We start from the raw sequence: 21,285 nt of genomic DNA on the forward strand, positions 1-21,285 counted from the left end.
ATTTAGGCGCTGAATTTTCACGCTCGCGTACGCAAATAATGACAAAGTGACAACAATATAAAAAATATTCGTTTATTGATAAGGAGCGACGTACGTTTAATATCCCAGACAAACGAAACCTTCCATCCTTGCCTCAAACAAGCGTAATCTCTCTCAAACCACACTTGGCAATTCAGCTTACAAATGAGCCTAAGTGTTTGAATAGTCTTAATTGATAAGATCATAAGTTGATAATTTCGCTCGCAGAACCCTTCCCAAAAGTCCCTCTTTTCCATATGGATAAAGCATCTTAAATATTCATGAATAAAGTAATAAAACGATTACTTTCATAAATGAAAAACTCTCATTTCAAAAATGGAATTATTGATATCAATATTTGTCGTTTTGATCACATAATTTTAGGCGTAATTTATATTTTGTCGAAACGATAGCGAATTAGTTTAATTCGTTTCATTTCGTCAGGAGATATAAAACCAGCAAGGGTTTTTCTTTAAAGCAAATCAAGTGTTATTAACAAGTGAAATGTAGTAACAAGTTAAATTTAAACTGTGTTTTATATTAACTTACACTGTTTAACATAAGGTTTTATTATGAGGCTTAATGGGATTAGTAGCGACATCCTTGTTGCCGCTAAAAGAGTTGTTCTCTGCCAAATAGTATTAGCCATCGGTGTAGTTTTATATGAAGTGTTTTTTGGTAATAAAGTAGATATGGAATCATCAGCTTTGGGCATCGTAATTGCGATGTTGCCACCGCTGTTTGGATTTATATATGCAAGCCTAAAGGTGCGTAAGAACCCTAACTATAGTTTACGTGACTTAATGCAAATGAGTCGTGTCGTAAAAATAACATATACGTTTTTAATGTTTATCTTGGCATTCCAGTTCTTCAAACTGGATAACCCAGTAATATTATATGCGTACATATTTACTATGGTTGGATACTTCTTAACACCATTTATTACCGCCTCTAATAGATCGGAGTACGCGTAGTATGGATCAAGTCACTACCGCTCACGAATACATAGAGCATCACTTAACCTTCTTAACTACAGGTGATGGGTTCTGGGCGTTTAACATTGACTCGATGTTGGTATCTTGGATTACAGGTTTACTTTTCATCGGTGCATTTCGGTATGTAGCCACTCGTGGCACTAGCGGCGTTCCAGGTCGTTTTCAATGTTTTATCGAGCTTGTCTTTGACTTCGTTAATAATCTCGTCAAAGAAATTTTTCAAGCAGAAGATAAATTAATAGGACCACTGGCATTAACCACTTTTGTTTGGGTGTTGTTAATGAATGCAGTCGACCTATTACCCATTGATTTAATCCCGGGGTTAACCCGAGCTGTAGGTCTAGAGCACTTTAGAGACCTACCAACAGCAGACGTAAATATACCAATGTCGATGGCACTCGGTGTTTTTATTCTACTGTTAACCTATACATTTAAAAATAAAGGTTTGAAAGGCTTTATCAAAGAGCTAACTACTCAGCCATTTGATAACCCTCTTTTATATCCTGTTAACTTAGTTCTTGAATTAATAACATTAATTTCAAAGCCAATATCACTAGGTTTACGATTATTCGGAAATATGTATGCAGGCGAGATGATATTCATCCTTATTGCACTAATGCCTTGGTGGATGCAGTGGGCACTGAGTGTACCTTGGGCCTTATTCCACATATTAATCGTATTCTTACAAGCATTTATATTTATGGTACTGACCGTTGTTTATTTAGGAATGGCAACAGAAGAACACCACTAATTAATAACTACAAAAATTAACTAACAAATTATTTATCGGAGATACAAATGGATATCGTAAGCGCAGTTTTATATGTAGCAGGTGCATTACTGATCGGTTTAGGTGCAGCAGGTGCAGCATCTGGTATTGGTAACTTAGCAGGTAAATACCTTGAAGGTGTTGCGCGTCAACCAGACCTAACTCCAATGCTTCGTACTCAATTCTTCATCATGATGGGTCTTGTGGATGCTGTACCGATGATCGGCGTTGGTATCGGTCTATACATCATCTTCGCTGTGGCTTAATCAAACAGCTTTGAAAAGATCGATTTATACATAATCAAGATTTAGTGAGGAAGGTATGAACTTAAATGCAAGCATGTTTGGACAAGCAATCTCATTCGTGATTTTTGTTTGGCTCTGCATGAAATATGTATGGCCCCCTCTCACCGCGATGTTAGACGAGCGCCAAAAAGAAATCGCTGATGGTTTACGCCACTCAGAGAACGCTGCGAAAGAGCTAGAACTAGCAAAATCCAATGGCGCACAACTCATCGAAGATGCAAGAAAGAATGTGACTGAACTGATTGAACAAGGCCGAAAACGCCGCAACGAAATCATCAGCTTAGCGCAACAAGAAGCCGAACAAGAAAAGGCACGCATCTTAGAACAAGGTAGAGCTGAGCTAGAAGGCGAACGCCAAAAGATACGCCGTGAACTTCAGGCGGATATGGCAGACGCAGTGATTCAAAGTGCACAGAAATTGATTAGCAAAAATCTAGATTCTGCAACGAACCGCGCGCTGGTTGACCAAATGATTAGCGAACTCTAAGGAGAGGCAATATGTCAGATTACACCAATATTGCTCATCCCTACGCCAAAGCATCGTTTGAATTTGCTTTAGGTGAGAACCAGTTACAAGAGTGGCACTCAATGCTGTCCATTCTTGTGGCTGTCGCGGAAGAAGAAACAATCGCTAGTCAGATTTCGTCTGCAGAAGGTGCTCCTACACAACAAACCGAAGAGTTGGCAAACCTCATCATTCGTATTTGCCAAGGCCTCGTTGATGACCACGTCATTAATCTCATTCGAGTCTTGGCCGAGAACGGCCGCCTTTCTGTTGTAAGAGACCTGTTTGAATTGTTCTGCGAGCTCAAGGACGAACATGAACGTGTAGTGCCTGTCACTGTCACCAGTTCAGAAATACTGACACAAGATCAAGTTACGTCATTAACAGCTGCACTTGAGAAGAAATTAGAGCGTCAGGTTGAAATGAAGCAGGTTATTGATGACACGCTAGTGGGTGGAATGGTCATCAAGGCGGGTGAAACCGTGATCGATGGTTCGTTAAACACATCAATTGACCGATTGGCTCATCAACTTCACGCGAGATAGGTAACAATTATGCAATTAAATTCAAATGAAATCAGCGATCTAATCAAAGAACGCATCTCGAAATTTAATGTGAGCACCGAAGCTCGCAACGAAGGCACTATCGTATCGGTTCGTGATGGCATCATCACAATCAATGGCCTTGCTGATGTCATGCAAGGCGAGATGATCGAGCTACCAGGTGGCAAGTACGCACTTGCACTTAACCTAGACACCCACTCTGTTGGCGCGGTGGTAATGGGTCCTTACATTGACCTTTCTGAAGGCATGAAAGTGAAAGGCACGGGTCGCATCTTAGAAGTACCTGTCGGTAACGGACTTCTGGGACGTGTAGTGAACACCTTAGGTGAACCGATTGATGGTAAAGGCCCAATAAGTTGTGAGCGTCTTGACCCAGTAGAAGTCATTGCACCAGGGGTAATTGAACGTAAGTCTGTGGACCAGCCAATTCAGACCGGCTATAAAGCTGTAGATACCATGGTACCTATTGGTCGTGGTCAACGTGAGCTGATCATCGGTGACCGTCAGACAGGTAAAACCGCTTTGGCAATCGATGCGATCATCAACCAAAAAGATTCTGGCATCAAATGCGTGTATGTGGCAATTGGTCAGAAAGCATCAACCATCGCTAACGTTGTTCGCAAGCTCGAAGAGCACGATGCACTTAAAAACACCATCGTGGTTGTTGCATCTGCATCAGAATCAGCAGCGCTGCAATACCTAGCACCCTACGCGGGTTGCACCATGGGTGAATACTTCCGTGACCGCGGTGAAGATGCACTGATCATTTATGATGATCTATCCAAACAAGCGGTAGCGTACCGTCAAATCTCATTGCTACTTAAACGCCCACCGGGTCGTGAAGCCTTCCCTGGCGACGTATTCTACCTTCACTCACGCCTACTAGAACGTGCAGCAAGAGTGAATGCAGAGTATGTAGAAAAGTTCACTAACGGTGAAGTTAAAGGCCAAACTGGCTCATTAACCGCGCTTCCTATCATTGAAACTCAAGCGGGGGACGTGTCTGCGTTCGTACCAACCAACGTAATCTCAATCACTGACGGTCAGGTTTTCCTACAAACCCAATTGTTTAACTCAGGTCTACGTCCTGCAGTCGATCCGGGGATCTCAGTATCTCGTGTGGGTGGTGCAGCACAGTGCAAGATCATCAAGAAATTGTCTGGTGGTATCCGTACTTCATTAGCTCAATACCGCGAGCTAGCGGCATTCGCTCAGTTCTCTTCTGATTTAGATGAGATGACCCGAAAACAACTCGACCATGGTGAGCGTGTAACCGAATTAATGAAACAAAAGCAATACTCTCCTATGTCGGTCGCTGAGCAAGCAACGGTTATTTACGCAGCAGAGAAAGGCTATCTCGCGGGTGTTGAACTAAACAACATAGCCCGTTTTGAAGAAGAGCTGATCGCTTACGCCAAAGGTCAAAACCCAGCATTATTCGACAAAATTAACGCGACTGGCGATTACAACGACAACATCGAGAGTGCTCTTAAAGAGATTCTAGATGGTTTTGTTGGCATGAAAGCTTGGTAAGTGCTCCGGTTTGTTAGCTGGAAATCAAAACAAATAGGAGCAGATTATGGCAAGTACTAAAGAAATTCGCACCAAGATAGCCAGTGTTAGTAACACTCAGAAAATCACCAGTGCAATGGAAATGGTTGCAGCAAGTAAGATGCGCAAAGTTCAAGACAACATGACGCAAACGCGGCCTTACGCCGAGAACATGCGCCAAGTTATCTCTCATGTCGCATCGGGTTCACTGGAGTACCAGCACCCATACCTGCAACAGCGTGAACCAAAGCGTGTTGCTTACATCATTATCTCGTCCGATCGAGGCTTGTGTGGTGGCTTGAACTCAAACTTGTTCAAGAAAGTGTTAGAGGAAATGGAGCAATGGCGCACTAAAGGAGTCGAGGTAGAGACAACCTTAATTGGCTCGAAAGCTATCTCGTTCTTCCAACGCGGCGGCAATGTCATCGCGCAAACGTCAGGCCTTGGCGATACACCTAAACTAGAAGACATTTTAGGTACGGTAAATGCGATGTTAGGGCATTACGACGAAGGCAAAATCGATAGCTTGTATCTCGTTTACAACCAATTCGTCAACACCATGGTTCAAGCGCCAACGACGTTACAATTGCTCCCCCACCCTTCAGAAGCTGAGGCTGGTAGTGAGCCTAAAAAAGCGCGTCGTTGGGACTACATCTATGAGCAAGCACCCAAAGACATACTCTCAGAACTGTTACATCGATACATCGAATCACAAGTGTATCAAGGCATCGTTGAGAGTATAGCCTGTGAGCAAGCAGCCCGAATGGTCGCCATGAAAGCGGCAACCGATAATGCAGGCCAACTCATTGATGATTTGCAGTTGGTATATAACAAAGCGAGACAGGCTGCGATTACCCAAGAGCTGAGTGAAATAGTCTCAGGTGCCCAAGCTGTCTAGGGGCAGAAAAGAGTGGGTCAGAACAGAATTTGAGGATTTAAGAATGAGTGTTGGAAAAATAGTTAAAGTAATCGGCGCTGTGGTTGACGTCGAATTCAGCGGCGGCAACAGCCCTCGCGTTTATGATGCATTGAAAGTCACCAGCGACGAAGCAAGCTCGCTAGTATTGGAAGTTCAGCAACAACTTGGCGGCAACATCGTTCGTTGTATTGCAATGGGTACATCTGATGGCTTGCGCCGCGGCCTAACCGTTGAAAACACAGGCTCTCCAATCACGGTCCCTGTAGGCGAAGAAACGCTGGGCCGAATCATGAACGTGCTTGGTCAACCTATCGATGAGTGTGGTGAGATCGGTCAGAAAGAAAGCTACGAAATTCACCGAGAAGCCCCCTCTTATGAAGAGCAAGCCAACAGCACTGAGCTTCTAGAGACAGGTGTTAAGGTTATCGACCTTATTTGTCCTTTCGCTAAGGGCGGTAAAATCGGTCTGTTCGGTGGTGCGGGTGTAGGTAAAACCGTCAACATGATGGAGCTTATCAATAACATCGCCAAAGCCCACTCAGGTTTGTCTGTATTTACCGGTGTAGGTGAACGTACTCGTGAAGGTAACGATTTCTACTACGAGATGAAAGAAGCTGGCGTATTAGACAAAGTTGCCATGGTTTACGGTCAAATGAACGAGCCACCTGGAAACCGTCTACGTGTTGCACTTACTGGCCTGACTATGGCTGAGCGCTTCCGTGATGAAGGTCGTGACGTACTGTTGTTCATTGATAACATCTACCGTTACACGCTTGCGGGTACCGAGGTTTCAGCACTATTAGGTCGTATGCCTTCCGCGGTAGGTTACCAACCAACGCTGGCTGAAGAGATGGGTGTGCTTCAAGAACGTATCACTTCAACTAGACAGGGCTCTATCACGTCTATCCAAGCAGTATACGTACCAGCGGATGATTTGACTGACCCCTCACCTGCAACAACCTTTGCTCACTTAGATGCGACCGTTGTACTGTCTCGTAATATCGCTGCATTGGGTCTGTACCCTGCGATTGACCCGTTAGATTCGACGTCTCGTCAATTGGATCCTCTCGTGGTTGGTCAAGAGCATTACGACATTGCACAAACAGTTCAAACAACGTTGCAACGCTACAAAGAGCTAAAAGACATCATCGCGATTCTTGGTATGGATGAGCTTTCAACTGAAGATAAACAGATTGTATCTCGTGCTCGTAAGATTGAACGTTTCTTAACTCAGCCTTACCACGTAGCAGAAGTGTTTACCGGTCAGAAAGGTGTCTTTGTACCGCTAAGCGAAACACTAAGAGGCTTTAAAGGTCTGTTAAGCGGCGAGTATGACGACATCCCAGAGCAAGCGTTCTTGTACTGTGGCTCTATCGACGAAGTGCTTAAAAAAGCAAAATCACTCTAAGAGGTAGGTGCACCATGGCTATCGGAATTACAGATAATACATTTCAACTTAATATTGTAAGTGCGGAAGGTACGCTGTTTTCAGGTCCAGCGTATGCCCTAGCCGTTTCTGGCTCGGATGGTGAGCTGGGTATCCGCCCCGGTCACTCCCCGCTTCTCAGCAAAATAAAACCGGGCGTAACAGTGTTTGTCACAGACCCTAAATCAGAGGGGCAAGTGCTTTATGTCTCTGGTGGGATGCTTGAAGTTCAACCCGATGTGGTAACAGTTTTGGCCGATACTGCCTTGCATGGTAAAGACATTGACCGCGCTCGTGCAGAAGAAGCGAAATATGCAGCTCTAGAAAATATCAATAAGGGCAATGTAGACATCAACTTTGCACAAGCTCAGCTTGAACTAGCAAAAGCCGTTGCTCAGCTTCGCGCATCAGAACTGACGTCTTCTCGCACTCGACACTGAGAATAAGCGTTATTGGCCGTTAGCTGTGCTAGCAAACAAATACAAAAAGGCTCACTAAATAGTGAGCCTTTTGATATCTGCTTAACGAAAAACCGAGGTTTAACGTTGCTTGATTTTCAAACGAATAGTTTTAGAGCAGCAATTTAGAGCTATAGCTTAGAAGAATTCAATCGAGTTACGGCCGCTTTTGTCGTCACGAGTTGGCTTTGGCGTATCCGCTTTCTTTTTCGGTTTCTTCTCTTTTTTCTCTTTCTTCGGTTCAGCCTTTGCGCTTAGCATTTCAGCTTTGCTTTTCTTAGACTCTTTCTTCTTAGAATCCTTTTTAGACTGGCCTTTCTTCGCCTTGTTATTTTGTTTAGGCGCTTCTTTCTTTTTCGGCTTTTCTGATTCTTCTTGTACTGGCTGATCACACACCACTACATAGTATTCTTGGTTGAATTCGAAAAAGTCACCATCGTACATCTTGCGGCGCTTACGCGTTTCTAGCTCACCATTAACCGCTACGTAACCTTCCGAGATAATGTGCTTAGCTTCACCGCCACCGCTTACTAAGTTAGCAATCTTAAACACTTTGTAGAGCTCGATTGGTTGAGAAGAAACATCGATACCAATGGCTTCGATTTCAATTTCTTCGCCTTCTTCACCGTGCTCATAACCTTCGTAATCAGCGTCTTCGTAATGTTCTTGGTCCATGGTGACCTCTACCTAAATATGTACTTCTGAAATATTGGGCGCAGTGTAATCTTAAAACAACTAAATGACCATGTTGAATTCAACCAGAGCCCATTTGTTTTAAATAAACTCTCTGCGTTATAAAGCCCCACCAACATTCGAGAGGCTGACAAGTTGCTTAGTATATTCATGCTGCGGATTACCAAACAGAGTCTCAGTGTCACCCTTCTCTATTACCTCACCGGCTTTCATTACTATGGTGTAGTGACACAAGGATTTCACGACATTCAAATCATGGCTGATGAATAGATAGGTCAGACCGTACTTTTCTTGAAGTGACTTCAGCAAATCCAGAACTTGAGCTTGAACGGTTCTATCTAGTGAGGACGTAGGTTCATCTAACAAGATAAACTCTGGCTTAAGAATCAAAGCACGAGCAATAGCAATACGTTGCCTTTGACCGCCAGAAAACTCGTTCGGATAACGATGGCGAGTCTCAGGATCGAGGTCGACCTCTTTCATTACTTCACAGATGCGTTGGTCGAGTTCATGCTCATCCAATTGTTGATGCACTAACAAGCCCTCACCAATCACCTGAGCGACTGACATTCTTGGGTTCAACGCAGAAAACGGATCTTGAAATACAACTTGCATACGGCTTCGAAACGGCAACATTTGTTGTCGATTTAAACCTTGAATTTGTTCATTCGCGTAGGTAATCGACCCTTCGCTATCCACCAGCTTTAATATCGCCATTCCAGTTGTTGATTTACCAGAACCACTCTCACCTACTAGACCGATTGAGTGCCCCTTTTTCAAGGTAAACTCCATATCGGTAACGGCTTTGACGTGTGAAACCGTACGCTTGAATAAACCGCCCGTGATCGGGAACCAAACTCGAAGTTGATCCACATCGAGTAGAGGCTTGCTATCTGGTGATACAGGAACAGGTAAGCCTTTAGGATCAGAGTTAATGAGCTTTTGAGTGTAAGGATGAGTTGGTGCGTTGAACAATGTTTGGCAATCGTTACTTTCAACCAAACGACCATCTTTCATTACCGCGACTCTGTCGGCAATCTTACGAACGATACTTAAGTCATGAGTAATGAAGAGCATCGCCATGCCGAGTTCTTGCTGCAAGTCTTTGAGAAGATCAAGGATCTGCGCTTGTACCGACACATCCAATGCTGTTGTAGGTTCATCAGCAATAAGCAGCTCTGGCTCATTGATCAGTGCCATCGCTATCATTACACGCTGACGTTCGCCACCAGACAACTCATGCGGGTAAGCTGAAATCTTTTGCTCAGGGTAGCGAATACCCACCTTAGAAAGCCACTCTATCGCCAAGGCTTGCGCTTTATTGGTTCGCATACCTCGGTGAATCGCGAGGGTTTCAACAAGCTGTTTTCCAATTCGATGAAGCGGGTTCAATGAAACCATAGGCTCTTGGAAGATCATGCCGATGCGACCACCACGAATCCCGCGCAGTTGCCTTTCTGAACAACTCAGAATATCGGTACCAGAGAAGTTAATCTTACCGTTTAAGTAGTGCGACGAGCCTTTAGGCAGCAGTTTTAACACTGAATTAGCGGTAACCGATTTGCCTGAACCACTCTCTCCCACCAGCGCCAGTGTCTCACCTTTGAATATTTCCAACGAGACATCGTGAGTCACTTGTTCTATAGAATCTTTACGTCCGAAACCGACAGACAGTTTGTCTATCGTCAAAACTGGAGAAGCAGGAACTGTATTTGAAGTCATAACCTATCCTTACTTCTGTTGATGTGGGTCGAAGGCATCACGTACTGCTTCACCAACGAAGACAAGTAACGTCAACATCAGTGAAAGCACGACGAAAGCAGAAATGCCAAGCCAAGGCGCTTGCAAGTTAGCTTTACCTTGCGCCAATAGCTCACCTAATGAAGGCGAACCCGCAGGAAGACCAAAGCCCAAGAAATCTAACGAAGTTAACGTGGTCACCGATCCAGAGAGAATAAATGGCATCATGGTTAACGAAGCAACCATCGCATTGGGCAACATGTGACGAAGCATAATACGTTTATCATCAACACCCATGGCTTGCGCGGCTCGTACGTAATCAAAGTTTCTACAGCGTAAGAATTCAGCTCGAACAATCCCAACCAAACTCATCCAACTGAATAGCACCATAATTCCAAGCAGCCACCAGAAGTTCGGCTCTATAAAACTCGACAGAATGATCAACAAGAATAAGGTCGGCATACCAGACCACACCTCAATGAAGCGCTGCCCGAATAGATCAACCCAGCCACCGTAGTACCCTTGTGTTGCACCGACAACCACACCTATCACGCTCGACACAATCGTCAGAATAAAACCAAACAAAACAGAGATACGGAACCCATAAATGATGCGAGCTAATACATCTCGCCCTTTATCATCGGTTCCTAACCAGTTGACTGAATCAGGTTCCGAAGGCACAGCGCCTGAAATATCGAAATTTATCGTGTCGTAGCTAAAGGGAATGATTGGCCACACGATATAACCACTGTCTTCAATGAGTTCGATAACATACGGGTCTTTGTAGTCGGCTTCGGTTTCAAACTCACCACCAAATTCCGTCTCGGCGTATTCATTGATGACGGGCACAAACCACTGATTATCATACGAAACCAATAATGGTTTATCGTTGGCAATGATCTCAGCGAACAAGCTCAATCCAAACAATATGGTAAATATCCAAAGGGAGATAAAACCACGCTTGTTTGCTTTAAAACGTAACCAACGAGCTTCAGCTAAAGGGTTGTTAAACATTTATTATCAATACCTTGTTATTCATTCGCCATTAACGCGCTTCAAAATCAATTCGAGGATCAACCCAGGTATAAGTCAGGTCGGAGATAATGCTCAGCACCAAGCCAAGTAAGGTCATAATATACAGAGAGCTAAATACCACTGGGTAATCACGTTGAATAGTGGACTCAAAGCCAAGCAGACCAATGCCTTCGAGTGAAAACATTACCTCAATCAACATAGAACCCGTGAAGAAAATACTAATAAACGCGCTTGGAAAACCGGCAATAATGATCAACATCGCGTTACGAAAAACGTGCTTGTAGAGAATGCTGCTCTCGTCCAAGCCTTTCGCTCTCGCCGTCACCACATATTGCTTATTGATTTCATCAAGGAAGGAGTTTTTGGTCAGCATGCTCAATGTGGCAAAGCCGCCGATGACCATCGCAAAAATAGGCAACGCTAAGTGCCAGAAGTAGTCGCCAATTTGCTGATACCAATTAAGCTGGTCAAAGTTACTCGACACCAAGCCACGCAATGGGAACCAACTGAAGTAGTTACCGCTTGCAAACAAGATAATCAGAATAATCGCAAACAAGAAGCCCGGCACCGCATAGCCGACAATCACCACCGCACTAGACCAAATATCAAAACGAGAGCCGTGATGTATTGCCTTCATAATGCCTAAGGGTATCGAAATCACATAGATGATTAACGTACTCCACAACCCCAAGGAAATGGAGACTGGTAAACGCTCGATGATTAAATCAATCACGTTGCCGCCCTTAAATAGGCTTTCACCAAAATTAAAGGTCGCGTAATTTTTCAACATATCGAAGTAGCGGACGTGAATCGGCTTATCAAAACCAAATTGCTTTTTGATCTCTTCTACCACTTCCGGATCAAGCCCGCGAGAGCCTTTATAACCACTGGCAGACGCTTGGTCACTTTCGCTTAAATCAACTTCTTGTCCACCACCAGAAAAGCGCTCCATGATACCGGAGTTGTGCCCTTCTAACTGAGCCACGGCTTGCTCTACCGGACCACCTGGCGCGATCTGAATAATAAAAAAGTTGATGGTGATGATCGCCCACAGCGTGGGGATCACCAACAGTAAACGCCGAAATATATACGCGGCCATGCTAACTAACTCCTAGCGACGTTTTTCAGGAAGCAAAGCCGCCTTCTCTTCTGAAATCCACCATGTATCGATGCCTAAATCGTATTTAGGTAATACATCCGGACGCTCAAACTTGTCCCACATTGCCACGCGGTATTCGCCAACATGCCATTGTGGGATATTGTAAAAATTCCACTGCAACACACGATCAAGCGAGCGACCCAGCGTAAGTAGCTTTTCAGGGTTCTGCTGGTTACGTGCGATTTGTTCTGTTAACGCATCAACCACCGGATCCATCACACCTGCCGTATTGTAAGTAGAATCAATGTAGTTAGAGTTCCAAACGATCATTAAGTTCGGGCTTGGATAAGGGTTTGCAGAAAATGACGACGAAACCAGGTCGAAATCACGATCACGCAAGCGCTTAATGTATTGCGTCGTATCGATGGTACGGATCTTCATTTCGATACCCATGCGCTTCAAGTTCTTCTGAACAGGCGTTGCAATACGTTCCGTAGTTGGGCTGTAAATCAACAACTCAAATGACAGCGGCTTGCCGGTCTTTTCGTTAGTCATGACTTTGTCTTTCAGCACCCAACCCGCCTCTTTCAACAATTTGAAAGCTGTACGCATTTGGCTACGAATACGGCCACTACCATCGGTGACCGGAGGTTGGAATTCTTCTGTGAAAACTCTCGGTGGAATCTGATCTTTGTATTGAGACAGTAACGCTACTTCAGCTTCGCTTGGCAAGCCTTTCGCTTCATAGTCGGTGTTTTGGAAGTAACTGCGAGTTCGCTTGTACTGTCCATAGAACATATTCTTATTCATCCACTCAAAGTCCATCGCGTAGGTTAACGCTTCACGAACCTTTGGATCTGAGAACACAGGAGATTGAATGTTGAAGACAAAACCTTGAGTCGTTTCTGGCTTCTCATGGTTAATCTCTTCTTTGATGATGTAGCCTTTGTCGAAGTTCGCGCCTGTGTAAGAGTTGGCCCAGAACTTAGCCGAGTTTTCCGTTCGAAGATCGAACTCCCCTGCTTTAAAGGCTTCTAGCATTACCGTGTCGTCACGGTAGTAATCGTATTGCACTTGCTTGAAGTTATTACGACCAACGTTAACGGGTAGATCGGCTGCCCAGTAGTTTTCATCGAGGCCGTAAGTGACACTTTGCCCAGACTTGTAACTGATGATCTTATATGGGCCACTTCCTACAGGTGGCTCACTTAGAGGCTCAGACAGTTTTCTGTCTTTCCAATAATGCTCTGGTAATACGCGGGTACTTTGGGCAAAGCTAAACAACTTCTCGCGGTTTGGCTTATCCATTTCAATACGGACCACTAAATCAGAAACCGCGGTAACTGATTTAATTTCTTTGTAATACACACGGTACTGAGGCACACCCTCTGTTGAAAACTTATTAAAGGTAAATGCCACATCATGAGCCGTAATAGGCTCGCCATCATTGAATCTAGCTTTTGGGTTGATATCGATTTCCATCCAAGTGAAATCACTGGCGTAGCGAACCTTTGAAGCGATCAATGGATAATAAGCATCAATCTCGTCGCTCGGAGAAAACATCAAGGTATCGTAGATCTCTCCAGTATAACTTGCAGCAACGCCGCGAGAACCGAATCGATTAAAGCTATCGTAAGTACCTATGCTGCCATAAGTCACTTTGCCCTGCTTTGGCGCATCAGGATTAACGTAATCAAAGTGAGTGAAGTCGGCTGGATATTTTGCTTCGCCAAAACCAACCAGTTGTGTGGTTTCAATTACGATGACAGCAGGTGTTGATTGGGTATCAGAAGCGTAAGTAACGGAGGGTTGTAAAGCAATAAGCGGCAACATGATTGCACATGACTTCAAGTTAAACCTGAAAAACTGAGTGCGTTGCGAGGCTTTGCGTCGAAAAACTGTTCCCATTTGACTCTCCCTTCAAATGTCATGAATTCTATATTCAAGTTGATTAATCGGCTTTGAATGCGCACCGCTAAATCAAGTATAGGTTCAAATCTAACATCATGTAATAACTAATAAAACCATCAGCACTCTATCTCTGACGGTTTATTTACAAATTACTCGTCACCGCTCGAAGTTATTGGATGCCGTTAGCTTTGATTGCGTTGATTACTTTAGTGGCATTGGAAAGTACAGAAGCACGGAGATTGCTCTAGCGTGAATGACACAAGCCTCCACGGCTTAGATTCTCTTTAATTCACATCTAAAGTGAAATTTAGGTTCTAAATAATCAACAAACTATACTTTACTAGAGTATCCTTGCTGCCTAGGTCTAAATGGAATGACACTTTGAACAAACCAAACCAAATAACATTCGCAACGTTCAACCTTTTGAACTATCTAGAGCCACCGAATGCTTATTATGATTTTGAGAACATCTACAGCTTCGAAGAATGGCAAAAGAAGCAACATTGGATGGCTGAAGCGATTCGTTCATTAGATTGTGATGTGATTGGCTTCCAAGAGATATTTAGCCCGCAATCTTTAGAACAATTGATGAATGATCTGGGTTACCCTCACTTTGCAGTGGTCGATAGCGCACATGTTGAAGATGATTACCTGTACACCTCTCCTGTCGTTGGTATTGCATCGCGCTATCCAATTGAAAACGTGCAGCCTGTTACGCCAGATTCGAAACTACTGACAGCATTCAACCTTGGCAACAAATTCTCATTCAACAGAACACCTGTTCACGCGACCATTACTCTGCCTCACTTAGGTTCAACCGACTGTTATGTCGTGCACTTCAAATCACAACGTCCAACAGAACCAAAGGCAGAATCTGTCGATGCAGACAACGCCCAGCAAGGTGAAAAACCACAAAGTGACACGCTCATTCGCTTCCACCAAGAACAACTTGGCTCTTGGCTATCAAGTGTCCAACGCGGTCTAGAAGCTCAGATATTGCATCAATACATCACCAATCAACGCTACCAAACCGATCAACCAGTCGTATTGATGGGTGACTTTAATAAGCCTCTGTTTAATGATGAATTTAAAGGGCTGTTGAGTTACTCAATCAACAGAGACGAAAACAGTAAGCATTGGCTGTCCCACTTTCGCTTAAAAGACAGTTGGGATCTTTACCATCAACTGCATGAGGAAGACTTGCTTGAGCAGCGTAAACCAACCCATTACTACGGTGCTTCAGGGTCTGTACTAGATTACATTTTGATGTCGAACGAGTTTGATTGCCAGAACTCATCAAGCTTGATGGAGATCTCGAGCTACACAGTGTTAGACCATCACCTGATCAATCCAAGCTTTGAACACGACCAATTCAGTACTGATCATGCCGTCGTCTCTGTTACTGCGCATATCCGTGAAGCCTAGCGATTCGATGACGTTCTCACTCAAGATTCACCAAAGATAAGCATTAAAAAAGCCGCAGTTCAAACTGCGGCTTTCCACTTTAGCCAAACGGGTTGAGCCAACCGACGCCCCATTTAGAAACCGATTTACCGTTTAACAAAGTGTGAAACTTAGAAGGTGTACATCGCACCAAGGTAGAACGAATCAAGTACAACTGTCTTTTCAGTTTTATATCCATAGTCATAACTATCAACATTAAAAGCATCAGCCTCATACGCTAATCGGAAGCTCAACGCAGACATGGTTGGTGGCGTGTATTCAACCCCAACTCCCATGCGGATTCCATCACCAGTATCATCAAATCCATTACCTGATGGTCGCGATCCATCTGCAAGCTCCATATCTAAGTCAATCGTAGATAAACCAATCGTACCAAATGGACGCACACCATTATCAAACGTGTAGCCAAGGTTAGCCGTTACAGAAAAGATTTGAGGTGTCCAAGTGAAAACCTTGTCTCCAGAATTGGTTTTAAGAGCAATATCACCAAAGTCTGTATATTGAGCCTCAATCGACACAATGCGGTTAAACTTGTAACCAGCAATTAATCGGTAAGTATTGTCTTCTGCTTTAAAAGTAACAGGAGCTTGAGAATCAATTAACCCTCCATCATCAATACCAGAAGTACCGATTGCACCACCTAGATAAAAACCACTATCGGATGCCATTACATTGCTTGCCGCCACGGCTGACATCAGCGCGATGCTTAAAATTAATTTGTTGTTCATTACTGCTTGACCTTACTTATTGCAAATCAAGATTGTTACGCCTTCCTCTGCTGCACAATCTTGTTAGAGTTATCCGACACCCCGTCGAATTCGCAAGCAGGTTAAGCTCACAGAAAACAAAAAAATAAATAAATATGTAATCACTTTGTCATTTCAAACAACACAATCAGTAATAACCAAATAAATAACTGAATAATAGAGAAATAAAAATACGTCTTTTCTAGATAAAACCTTCAACTCAATTTTCAAACCATCCCATTTTTAGATTTTATTCGCGCAGACTTACGAACGCTTACTTTCAAGAGTGGTGTTATTTCGCATAATCCGCGCGCTTTGAATTACTAGCACCCCTAACGAACTACCCAATCAATCTCCACCATTCAAAAGAAGACGAACAGAAACACGATGACCCACACCATAAACCTCAACGGCTTAACCCTTGATATCGACGCTCGAACTATCACTAACTCACAGGGAAACAAAATAACGTTGCGCCCTCACCTTTTGGCAGTGCTCTGTTTGCTGATAGAAAATATTGGAAGGCCGGTTTCAAGAGAGCATATTGTTGATGTGTGTTGGGACGGGCATCTCTCGTCACCTCATGCTCTGGCTAATGTGGTTTATAACCTACGCAATGTCTTCGCGCGATTGAGAACACCAAATGTCCAGATAGTAACCATCAGTAAGTTTGGCTATGTGCTATCAATTGAACCCACGTAGCCAAATTTATGCAATCAATGGCGTTGACTGAGATCACCAAAAAACACACCATCGAAACGTTTCGATGATCGTTATCACACTCTAAAACAATCAAACGTGCAAATGATAAATCAGACACTATTATCACTATCGAAACGTTTCGATGGCTTTTTCTTGAGTTGTTCTCAACCCATTAAGCGTTATTTTTTGATAGGTCGTGATATGAAAAAAAGTACTCTAATAAACTCTGAACTCTCTTACCTAGTGGCGACGCTTGGCCACACAGATGAAATCACGATTTGTGACGCGGGCCTGCCGATTCCAGACCACGTAACTCGCATTGATCTTGCACTGACTCATGGTGTACCGAGCTTTCAACAAACAGTAAAAACCCTATTAGATGAATCTCAAATTGAAGGCGTTGTGATTGCAGAAGAGTTTGCGAAAGTAAGCCCAGAACATCACGCATCACTGATTGATTTAATCAAGACAGAAGAAGTACGTTGTGGCAAATCGCTTTCGATTACTTACATCACTCATGAAGAGTTTAAGCAGCGTACACATGATAGCCGCGCAGTGATTCGCACTGGGGAATGTACACCATACGCAAATGTTATTTTCCAAGCTGGCGTAACGTTTTAAAAAAAGCTAAACCAAACACAGACACAACCAAATACAACTGGCCCCGAGTAAAGGAACCGACATGACTCAAGCCATTTTAGAACTTAGCTCAATTGAGAAAGCCTTCCCTGGTGTTAAAGCACTGGATAAGGCAAGCCTCAACGTTTATCCAGGACGCGTAATGGCGTTAATGGGTGAAAACGGTGCGGGTAAATCAACACTAATGAAAGTGCTTACGGGTATCTATCACTTGGACGGCGGCACTATCGCCTACCAAGGAAAACCTGCAGCATTTAAAGGGCCGCGTGATTCTCAACAAGCAGGTATTAGCATCATTCACCAAGAACTGAATCTAATCCCTGAGTTAACCATCGCCGAGAACATCTTCTTAGGTCGTGAAATCACGAGCACCATGGGTCGCATCTTGTGGAACGAGATGTACCAAGAAGCCGACAAACTACTTAAACGCCTTAACGTGAAACACAGTTCGAAAACACCTTTAGGGCAATTGAGCCTTGGTGAGCAGCAAATGGTAGAGATCGCGAAGGCCCTATCGTTTGAGTCTAAGGTCATCATCATGGATGAGCCAACCGATGCGTTAACCGACACCGAAACTGAGTCTCTGTTTAAGGTCATTAACGAACTTCGTTCTGAAGGCTGTGGCATTGTTTACATCTCTCACCGCTTGAAAGAGATCTTTGAGATTTGTGATGACATCACCGTACTTCGTGACGGTAAGTTCATCGGTCAGTGTGAAGTAAAAGACACCGACGAAGACGGCCTAATTGAGATGATGGTTGGCCGTAAGCTAGACGAACAATATCCACGTATCGGACAAAGCCACGGTGAAACCTGCCTTGAGGTGATCGGCTTGACCGGCTCTGGTGTTCATGATGTGAGCTTTACGCTAAAACGCGGTGAAATCTTAGGTATATCTGGCCTGATGGGCGCTGGTCGTACCGAACTGATGAAAGTGATTTACGGTGCCCTTCCAAGTGAGCGCGGCGTCATCAACCTAGAAAACAAAACCATCAACCCTGTAAGCCCGAAAGATGGCTTAGCCAATGGTATTGCTTACATCTCTGAAGATCGTAAAGGCGACGGCTTGGTTCTCGGGCTTTCTGTTAAAGAGAACATGTCGCTATGTTCGCTTGATCTACTGACAAAGAGCGGTCAAATCCAACATAAAGACGAAGTGATTGCGGTTGATGACTTCATCAAGCTATTCAACATCAAAACCCCGACTCGCGAACAAATTATTGGCAACCTATCTGGTGGTAACCAACAGAAAGTGGCTATCGCAAAGGGCTTGATGACCAAACCAAAAGTACTGATTCTCGACGAGCCAACACGTGGTGTCGATGTCGGTGCTAAGAAAGAAATTTACCAACTCATTAATAAATTTAAAGCCGACGGCATGAGCATTATTTTGGTCTCATCTGAAATGCCAGAAGTGTTAGGAATGAGTGACCGCATCATGGTGATGCATGAAGGCCGTGTAAGCGGTGAATTTGATGCTAAAGAAGCAAACCAAGAATTATTACTGGCGTGTGCGGTCGGTAAAAAGATCAACGAGGACGCAGCATGAGTACTAAAACCATGAGCAAAACAACTGAAGCTCCAAAGAAAAAACCGTTAATCAGCAAAGAGTGGCTGATTGATCAAAAGTCATTGATTGCTTTGATCTTCCTGATTGTTGTCGTTTCTTTCTTAAACCCGAACTTCTTTACTGTCGACAACATCCTGAACATTCTGCGCCAAACTTCGGTTAACGCGATCATCGCTGTGGGTATGACGCTGGTTATCCTAACCGCGGGTATCGACTTGAGTGTTGGTTCTGTACTTGCGCTTTGTGGTGCATTCGCAGCCAGCATGATTGGTATGGAAATCCCTGTGATGATCGCAGTGCCAACCGCTCTTGTAGCAGGTGCAGCATTGGGAGCTATCAGTGGTGTAATTATTGCCAAGGGTAAGGTTCAAGCCTTCATCGCAACGCTTGTGACCATGACGCTACTGCGCGGCGTAACCATGGTTTACACAGATGGTCGTCCTATCTCAACTGGCTTCACAGACACAGCAGACGCATTCGCTTGGTTCGGTACCGGCTATGCAATGGGCATCCCAGTTCCAGTATGGATCATGGTCGTGGTATTCGCAGCAGTATGGTACCTACTTAACCACACACGCTTTGGTCGCTACGTATACGCTCTTGGTGGCAACGAATCCGCAACTCGCCTATCAGGCATCGACGTAGACAAAGTAAAAATCGGCGTTTACGCAATCTGTGGTCTGTTAGCAGCAGTCGCAGGCATCATCGTGGCATCGCGTTTGTCATCAGCTCAACCAACCGCAGGTATGGGTTATGAGCTAGACGCTATCGCAGCCGTGGTTCTTGGCGGCACAAGCTTAGCGGGTGGTCGTGGCCGCATCATGGGCACATTGATTGGTGCATTGATTATCGGCTTCCTAAACAACGCCCTAAACCTATTAGACGTATCTTCTTACTACCAGATGATTGCAAAAGCAGTGGTTATTCTTCTGGCGGTATTGGTCGACAACAAAAACAAATAAAACCTATTCACACTCTAGGTTAATACAAGTAACACCCTGCTTTACCTTTAAATATTAGAATCTATAAATAATGTAACTACGAGCTAGGACTCACCTCCTAGCTCACCCTACACAAAGGACTTACACCATGAAAAAATTAGCGACTCTTATTTCTGCTGCTCTTCTTTCTACAACAGTATCTGTGTCTGCACAGGCGCAAGATACAATGGCAATCGTTCTGTCTACATTGAACAACCCATTCTTCGTAACCATGAAAGATGGCGCAGAAGCGAAAGCTGAAGAGCTAGGCTACAAGCTTATCGTTCTTGATTCTCAAAACGACCCAAGCAAAGAGCTTTCGAACATTGAAGATCTAACCATTCGTGGTGTTAAGGCAATCCTGATTAACCCAACAGATTCAGATGCTGTGTCTAACGCAATTCGCATGGCTAACCGCTCTAACATCCCAGTACTAACACTAGACCGTGGCGCAAGCCGTGGTGACGTAGTGAGCCACATCGCATCTGATAACGTAATCGGTGGTGAAATGGCGGGTCACTTCATTATGGAAAAAGTGGGCGAAAAAGCGAAAGTAATTCAACTTGAAGGCATCGCAGGTACTTCTGCAGCTCGTGAACGTGGTGAAGGCTTCATGAACGCGGTAAACGGCAGCGGCCTAGAGCTTCTAGCAAGCCAACCTGCTGATTTTGACCGTACTAAAGGTCTGAACGTAATGGAAAACCTACTTGCAGCGAACCCAGACGTTGAAGCAGTATTCGCTCAGAACGATGAAATGGCACTAGGTGCACTTCGCGCAGTTCAAGCATCTGGTAAAGACGTAATGATCGTTGGCTTCGACGGCACTGAAGACGGCATCGCAGCAGTTAACCGTGGCCTACTTGGCGCAACCGTTGCACAACAGCCAGACCTAATCGGCTCTCTAGGTATCGAGATGGCAGACAAAGTGCTTAAAGGCGAAACAGTAGACGAGTACGTACCAGTACCTCTAAAAATCATCGCTAAGTAACTCTATTTAATCACTCAGTTTAGCGCTGGAATCTAATTTAAGCAGGGAGTCCCCTATCTCCCTGCTCATTAGCTCGCTGGCTCAAGACCAAAAACAAAAATACCGACAGTGCATCGCTGTTTCTCATACGCCGTCTAACAAGGCGAGCGATTTACGTAACGAGAATTAACGTAATGTGAATTAACGTAATGAGAAAGACCCATGCATTT

General features: G+C 44.2%; 21 protein-coding genes. 15 read left to right on the forward strand and 6 right to left on the reverse strand.

Translation table 11 applies throughout. From position 1 onward, the window contains the following. Window positions 1-590: 590 nt before the first annotated feature. Genes AB8613_RS23305 through AB8613_RS23345 form a run of 9 tightly spaced genes read left to right on the forward strand, consistent with a single transcriptional unit; the run spans window position 591 to window position 7,491 of the window. Entirely contained in the window at window positions 591-992 is a 402-nt protein-coding gene (locus AB8613_RS23305) for an ATP synthase subunit I (RefSeq protein WP_048608582.1), read from the forward strand. Window position 993: 1 nt separating this feature from the next. Continuing rightward, window positions 994-1,764 (forward strand): F0F1 ATP synthase subunit A, encoded by a 771-nt coding sequence (atpB, locus tag AB8613_RS23310; RefSeq protein ID WP_048608583.1) that lies wholly within the window; start codon window positions 994-996, stop codon window positions 1,762-1,764. 47 nt (window positions 1,765-1,811) lie between these two features. Further along, a complete protein-coding gene (atpE, locus tag AB8613_RS23315; protein WP_004730405.1) occupies window positions 1,812-2,048 on the forward strand; it encodes a F0F1 ATP synthase subunit C in 237 nt (78 codons plus the stop codon). A gap of 55 nt (window positions 2,049-2,103) precedes the next feature. After that, window positions 2,104-2,574: a F0F1 ATP synthase subunit B gene (locus tag AB8613_RS23320; RefSeq protein ID WP_086713780.1), complete on the forward strand. Its 471-nt coding sequence runs from the start codon at window positions 2,104-2,106 to the stop codon at window positions 2,572-2,574. A gap of 11 nt (window positions 2,575-2,585) precedes the next feature. Continuing rightward, the gene (locus AB8613_RS23325; RefSeq protein WP_372385145.1) at window positions 2,586-3,137 is read left to right on the forward strand and encodes a F0F1 ATP synthase subunit delta; all 552 of its coding nucleotides are present in this window, start codon (window positions 2,586-2,588) and stop codon (window positions 3,135-3,137) included. A gap of 9 nt (window positions 3,138-3,146) precedes the next feature. Further along, window positions 3,147-4,688 carry a F0F1 ATP synthase subunit alpha gene (gene atpA / locus AB8613_RS23330; protein WP_372385146.1) on the forward strand — a complete coding sequence of 514 codons (1,542 nt, stop codon included), beginning with the start codon at window positions 3,147-3,149 and terminating at the stop codon, window positions 4,686-4,688. Between the two features lie 46 nt (window positions 4,689-4,734). Next, the gene (atpG, locus tag AB8613_RS23335) at window positions 4,735-5,604 is read left to right on the forward strand and encodes a F0F1 ATP synthase subunit gamma (RefSeq protein WP_239718946.1); all 870 of its coding nucleotides are present in this window, start codon (window positions 4,735-4,737) and stop codon (window positions 5,602-5,604) included. Between the two features lie 43 nt (window positions 5,605-5,647). Then, window positions 5,648-7,033 carry a F0F1 ATP synthase subunit beta gene (gene atpD / locus AB8613_RS23340; protein ID WP_086713776.1) on the forward strand — a complete coding sequence of 462 codons (1,386 nt, stop codon included), beginning with the start codon at window positions 5,648-5,650 and terminating at the stop codon, window positions 7,031-7,033. A gap of 14 nt (window positions 7,034-7,047) precedes the next feature. After that, window positions 7,048-7,491: a F0F1 ATP synthase subunit epsilon gene (locus tag AB8613_RS23345; protein WP_285954601.1), complete on the forward strand. Its 444-nt coding sequence runs from the start codon at window positions 7,048-7,050 to the stop codon at window positions 7,489-7,491. Between the two features lie 156 nt (window positions 7,492-7,647). Here AB8613_RS23345 and AB8613_RS23350 read toward each other — a convergent pair whose 3' ends face one another. From AB8613_RS23350 to AB8613_RS23370, 5 genes are all read right to left on the reverse strand, one after another. After that, the gene (locus tag AB8613_RS23350; RefSeq protein ID WP_372385147.1) at window positions 7,648-8,184 is read right to left on the reverse strand and encodes an RNA-binding S4 domain-containing protein; all 537 of its coding nucleotides are present in this window, start codon (window positions 8,182-8,184) and stop codon (window positions 7,648-7,650) included. Window positions 8,185-8,301: 117 nt separating this feature from the next. Further along, the gene (gene yejF / locus AB8613_RS23355) at window positions 8,302-9,924 is read right to left on the reverse strand and encodes a microcin C ABC transporter ATP-binding protein YejF (protein ID WP_372385148.1); all 1,623 of its coding nucleotides are present in this window, start codon (window positions 9,922-9,924) and stop codon (window positions 8,302-8,304) included. A 9-nt stretch (window positions 9,925-9,933) separates the two neighbouring features. Beyond that, complete coding sequence (locus tag AB8613_RS23360) at window positions 9,934-10,956, reverse strand: ABC transporter permease (protein WP_048608646.1); 1,023 nt, start codon at window positions 10,954-10,956, stop codon at window positions 9,934-9,936. A 31-nt stretch (window positions 10,957-10,987) separates the two neighbouring features. Further along, window positions 10,988-12,076, reverse strand: coding sequence for a microcin C ABC transporter permease YejB (locus AB8613_RS23365; protein ID WP_004730359.1), 1,089 nt, complete (start codon window positions 12,074-12,076; stop codon window positions 10,988-10,990). Window positions 12,077-12,088: 12 nt separating this feature from the next. Next, window positions 12,089-13,984 (reverse strand): extracellular solute-binding protein, encoded by a 1,896-nt coding sequence (locus AB8613_RS23370; protein ID WP_372385149.1) that lies wholly within the window; start codon window positions 13,982-13,984, stop codon window positions 12,089-12,091. A gap of 384 nt (window positions 13,985-14,368) precedes the next feature. Here AB8613_RS23370 and AB8613_RS23375 point away from each other — a divergent pair, with 384 nt between their 5' ends. Next, entirely contained in the window at window positions 14,369-15,412 is a 1,044-nt protein-coding gene (locus tag AB8613_RS23375; RefSeq protein ID WP_372385150.1) for an endonuclease/exonuclease/phosphatase family protein, read from the forward strand. A 149-nt stretch (window positions 15,413-15,561) separates the two neighbouring features. Here the strand turns inward: AB8613_RS23375 and AB8613_RS23380 are convergent, their stop codons facing one another. After that, entirely contained in the window at window positions 15,562-16,179 is a 618-nt protein-coding gene (locus tag AB8613_RS23380) for a porin family protein (RefSeq protein WP_048663435.1), read from the reverse strand. Between the two features lie 405 nt (window positions 16,180-16,584). Here AB8613_RS23380 and AB8613_RS23385 point away from each other — a divergent pair, with 405 nt between their 5' ends. The 5 genes from AB8613_RS23385 (at window position 16,585) to rbsB (ending at window position 21,076) form a co-directional block, all read left to right on the forward strand. Beyond that, on the forward strand, window positions 16,585-16,899 hold the full coding sequence (locus AB8613_RS23385) for a winged helix-turn-helix domain-containing protein (protein ID WP_146490155.1): 315 nt from the start codon (window positions 16,585-16,587) through the stop codon (window positions 16,897-16,899). Window positions 16,900-17,100: 201 nt separating this feature from the next. Beyond that, entirely contained in the window at window positions 17,101-17,520 is a 420-nt protein-coding gene (rbsD, locus tag AB8613_RS23390; RefSeq protein WP_146490154.1) for a D-ribose pyranase, read from the forward strand. A gap of 61 nt (window positions 17,521-17,581) precedes the next feature. Beyond that, window positions 17,582-19,087 (forward strand): ribose ABC transporter ATP-binding protein RbsA, encoded by a 1,506-nt coding sequence (rbsA, locus tag AB8613_RS23395; RefSeq protein WP_285954606.1) that lies wholly within the window; start codon window positions 17,582-17,584, stop codon window positions 19,085-19,087. After that, window positions 19,084-20,070, forward strand: coding sequence for a ribose ABC transporter permease (gene rbsC, locus AB8613_RS23400; protein ID WP_017082395.1), 987 nt, complete (start codon window positions 19,084-19,086; stop codon window positions 20,068-20,070). Before rbsA ends, rbsC begins: the two co-directional genes overlap by 4 nt. 127 nt (window positions 20,071-20,197) lie before the next feature. Then, window positions 20,198-21,076 (forward strand): ribose ABC transporter substrate-binding protein RbsB, encoded by an 879-nt coding sequence (gene rbsB / locus AB8613_RS23405; protein ID WP_048660336.1) that lies wholly within the window; start codon window positions 20,198-20,200, stop codon window positions 21,074-21,076. Window positions 21,077-21,285 lie beyond the last annotated feature (209 nt).

The organism is Vibrio sp. BS-M-Sm-2 (genome assembly GCF_041504345.1).
Lineage (GTDB): Bacteria > Pseudomonadota > Gammaproteobacteria > Enterobacterales > Vibrionaceae > Vibrio > Vibrio satsumensis.

Coding starts and splice junctions, on each gene's coding strand:
- AB8613_RS23305 (WP_048608582.1), top strand. CDS start 591: ATGAGGCTTAATGGGATTAGTAGCGACATCCTTGTTGCCGCTAAAAGA.
- atpB (WP_048608583.1), top strand. CDS start 994: ATGGATCAAGTCACTACCGCTCACGAATACATAGAGCATCACTTAACC.
- atpE (WP_004730405.1), top strand. CDS start 1,812: ATGGATATCGTAAGCGCAGTTTTATATGTAGCAGGTGCATTACTGATC.
- AB8613_RS23320 (WP_086713780.1), top strand. CDS start 2,104: ATGAACTTAAATGCAAGCATGTTTGGACAAGCAATCTCATTCGTGATT.
- AB8613_RS23325 (WP_372385145.1), top strand. CDS start 2,586: ATGTCAGATTACACCAATATTGCTCATCCCTACGCCAAAGCATCGTTT.
- atpA (WP_372385146.1), top strand. CDS start 3,147: ATGCAATTAAATTCAAATGAAATCAGCGATCTAATCAAAGAACGCATC.
- atpG (WP_239718946.1), top strand. CDS start 4,735: ATGGCAAGTACTAAAGAAATTCGCACCAAGATAGCCAGTGTTAGTAAC.
- atpD (WP_086713776.1), top strand. CDS start 5,648: ATGAGTGTTGGAAAAATAGTTAAAGTAATCGGCGCTGTGGTTGACGTC.
- AB8613_RS23345 (WP_285954601.1), top strand. CDS start 7,048: ATGGCTATCGGAATTACAGATAATACATTTCAACTTAATATTGTAAGT.
- AB8613_RS23350 (WP_372385147.1), bottom strand. CDS start 8,184: ATGGACCAAGAACATTACGAAGACGCTGATTACGAAGGTTATGAGCAC.
- yejF (WP_372385148.1), bottom strand. CDS start 9,924: ATGACTTCAAATACAGTTCCTGCTTCTCCAGTTTTGACGATAGACAAA.
- AB8613_RS23360 (WP_048608646.1), bottom strand. CDS start 10,956: ATGTTTAACAACCCTTTAGCTGAAGCTCGTTGGTTACGTTTTAAAGCA.
- AB8613_RS23365 (WP_004730359.1), bottom strand. CDS start 12,076: ATGGCCGCGTATATATTTCGGCGTTTACTGTTGGTGATCCCCACGCTG.
- AB8613_RS23370 (WP_372385149.1), bottom strand. CDS start 13,984: ATGGGAACAGTTTTTCGACGCAAAGCCTCGCAACGCACTCAGTTTTTC.
- AB8613_RS23380 (WP_048663435.1), bottom strand. CDS start 16,179: ATGAACAACAAATTAATTTTAAGCATCGCGCTGATGTCAGCCGTGGCG.
- AB8613_RS23385 (WP_146490155.1), top strand. CDS start 16,585: ATGACCCACACCATAAACCTCAACGGCTTAACCCTTGATATCGACGCT.
- rbsD (WP_146490154.1), top strand. CDS start 17,101: ATGAAAAAAAGTACTCTAATAAACTCTGAACTCTCTTACCTAGTGGCG.
- rbsA (WP_285954606.1), top strand. CDS start 17,582: ATGACTCAAGCCATTTTAGAACTTAGCTCAATTGAGAAAGCCTTCCCT.
- rbsC (WP_017082395.1), top strand. CDS start 19,084: ATGAGTACTAAAACCATGAGCAAAACAACTGAAGCTCCAAAGAAAAAA.
- rbsB (WP_048660336.1), top strand. CDS start 20,198: ATGAAAAAATTAGCGACTCTTATTTCTGCTGCTCTTCTTTCTACAACA.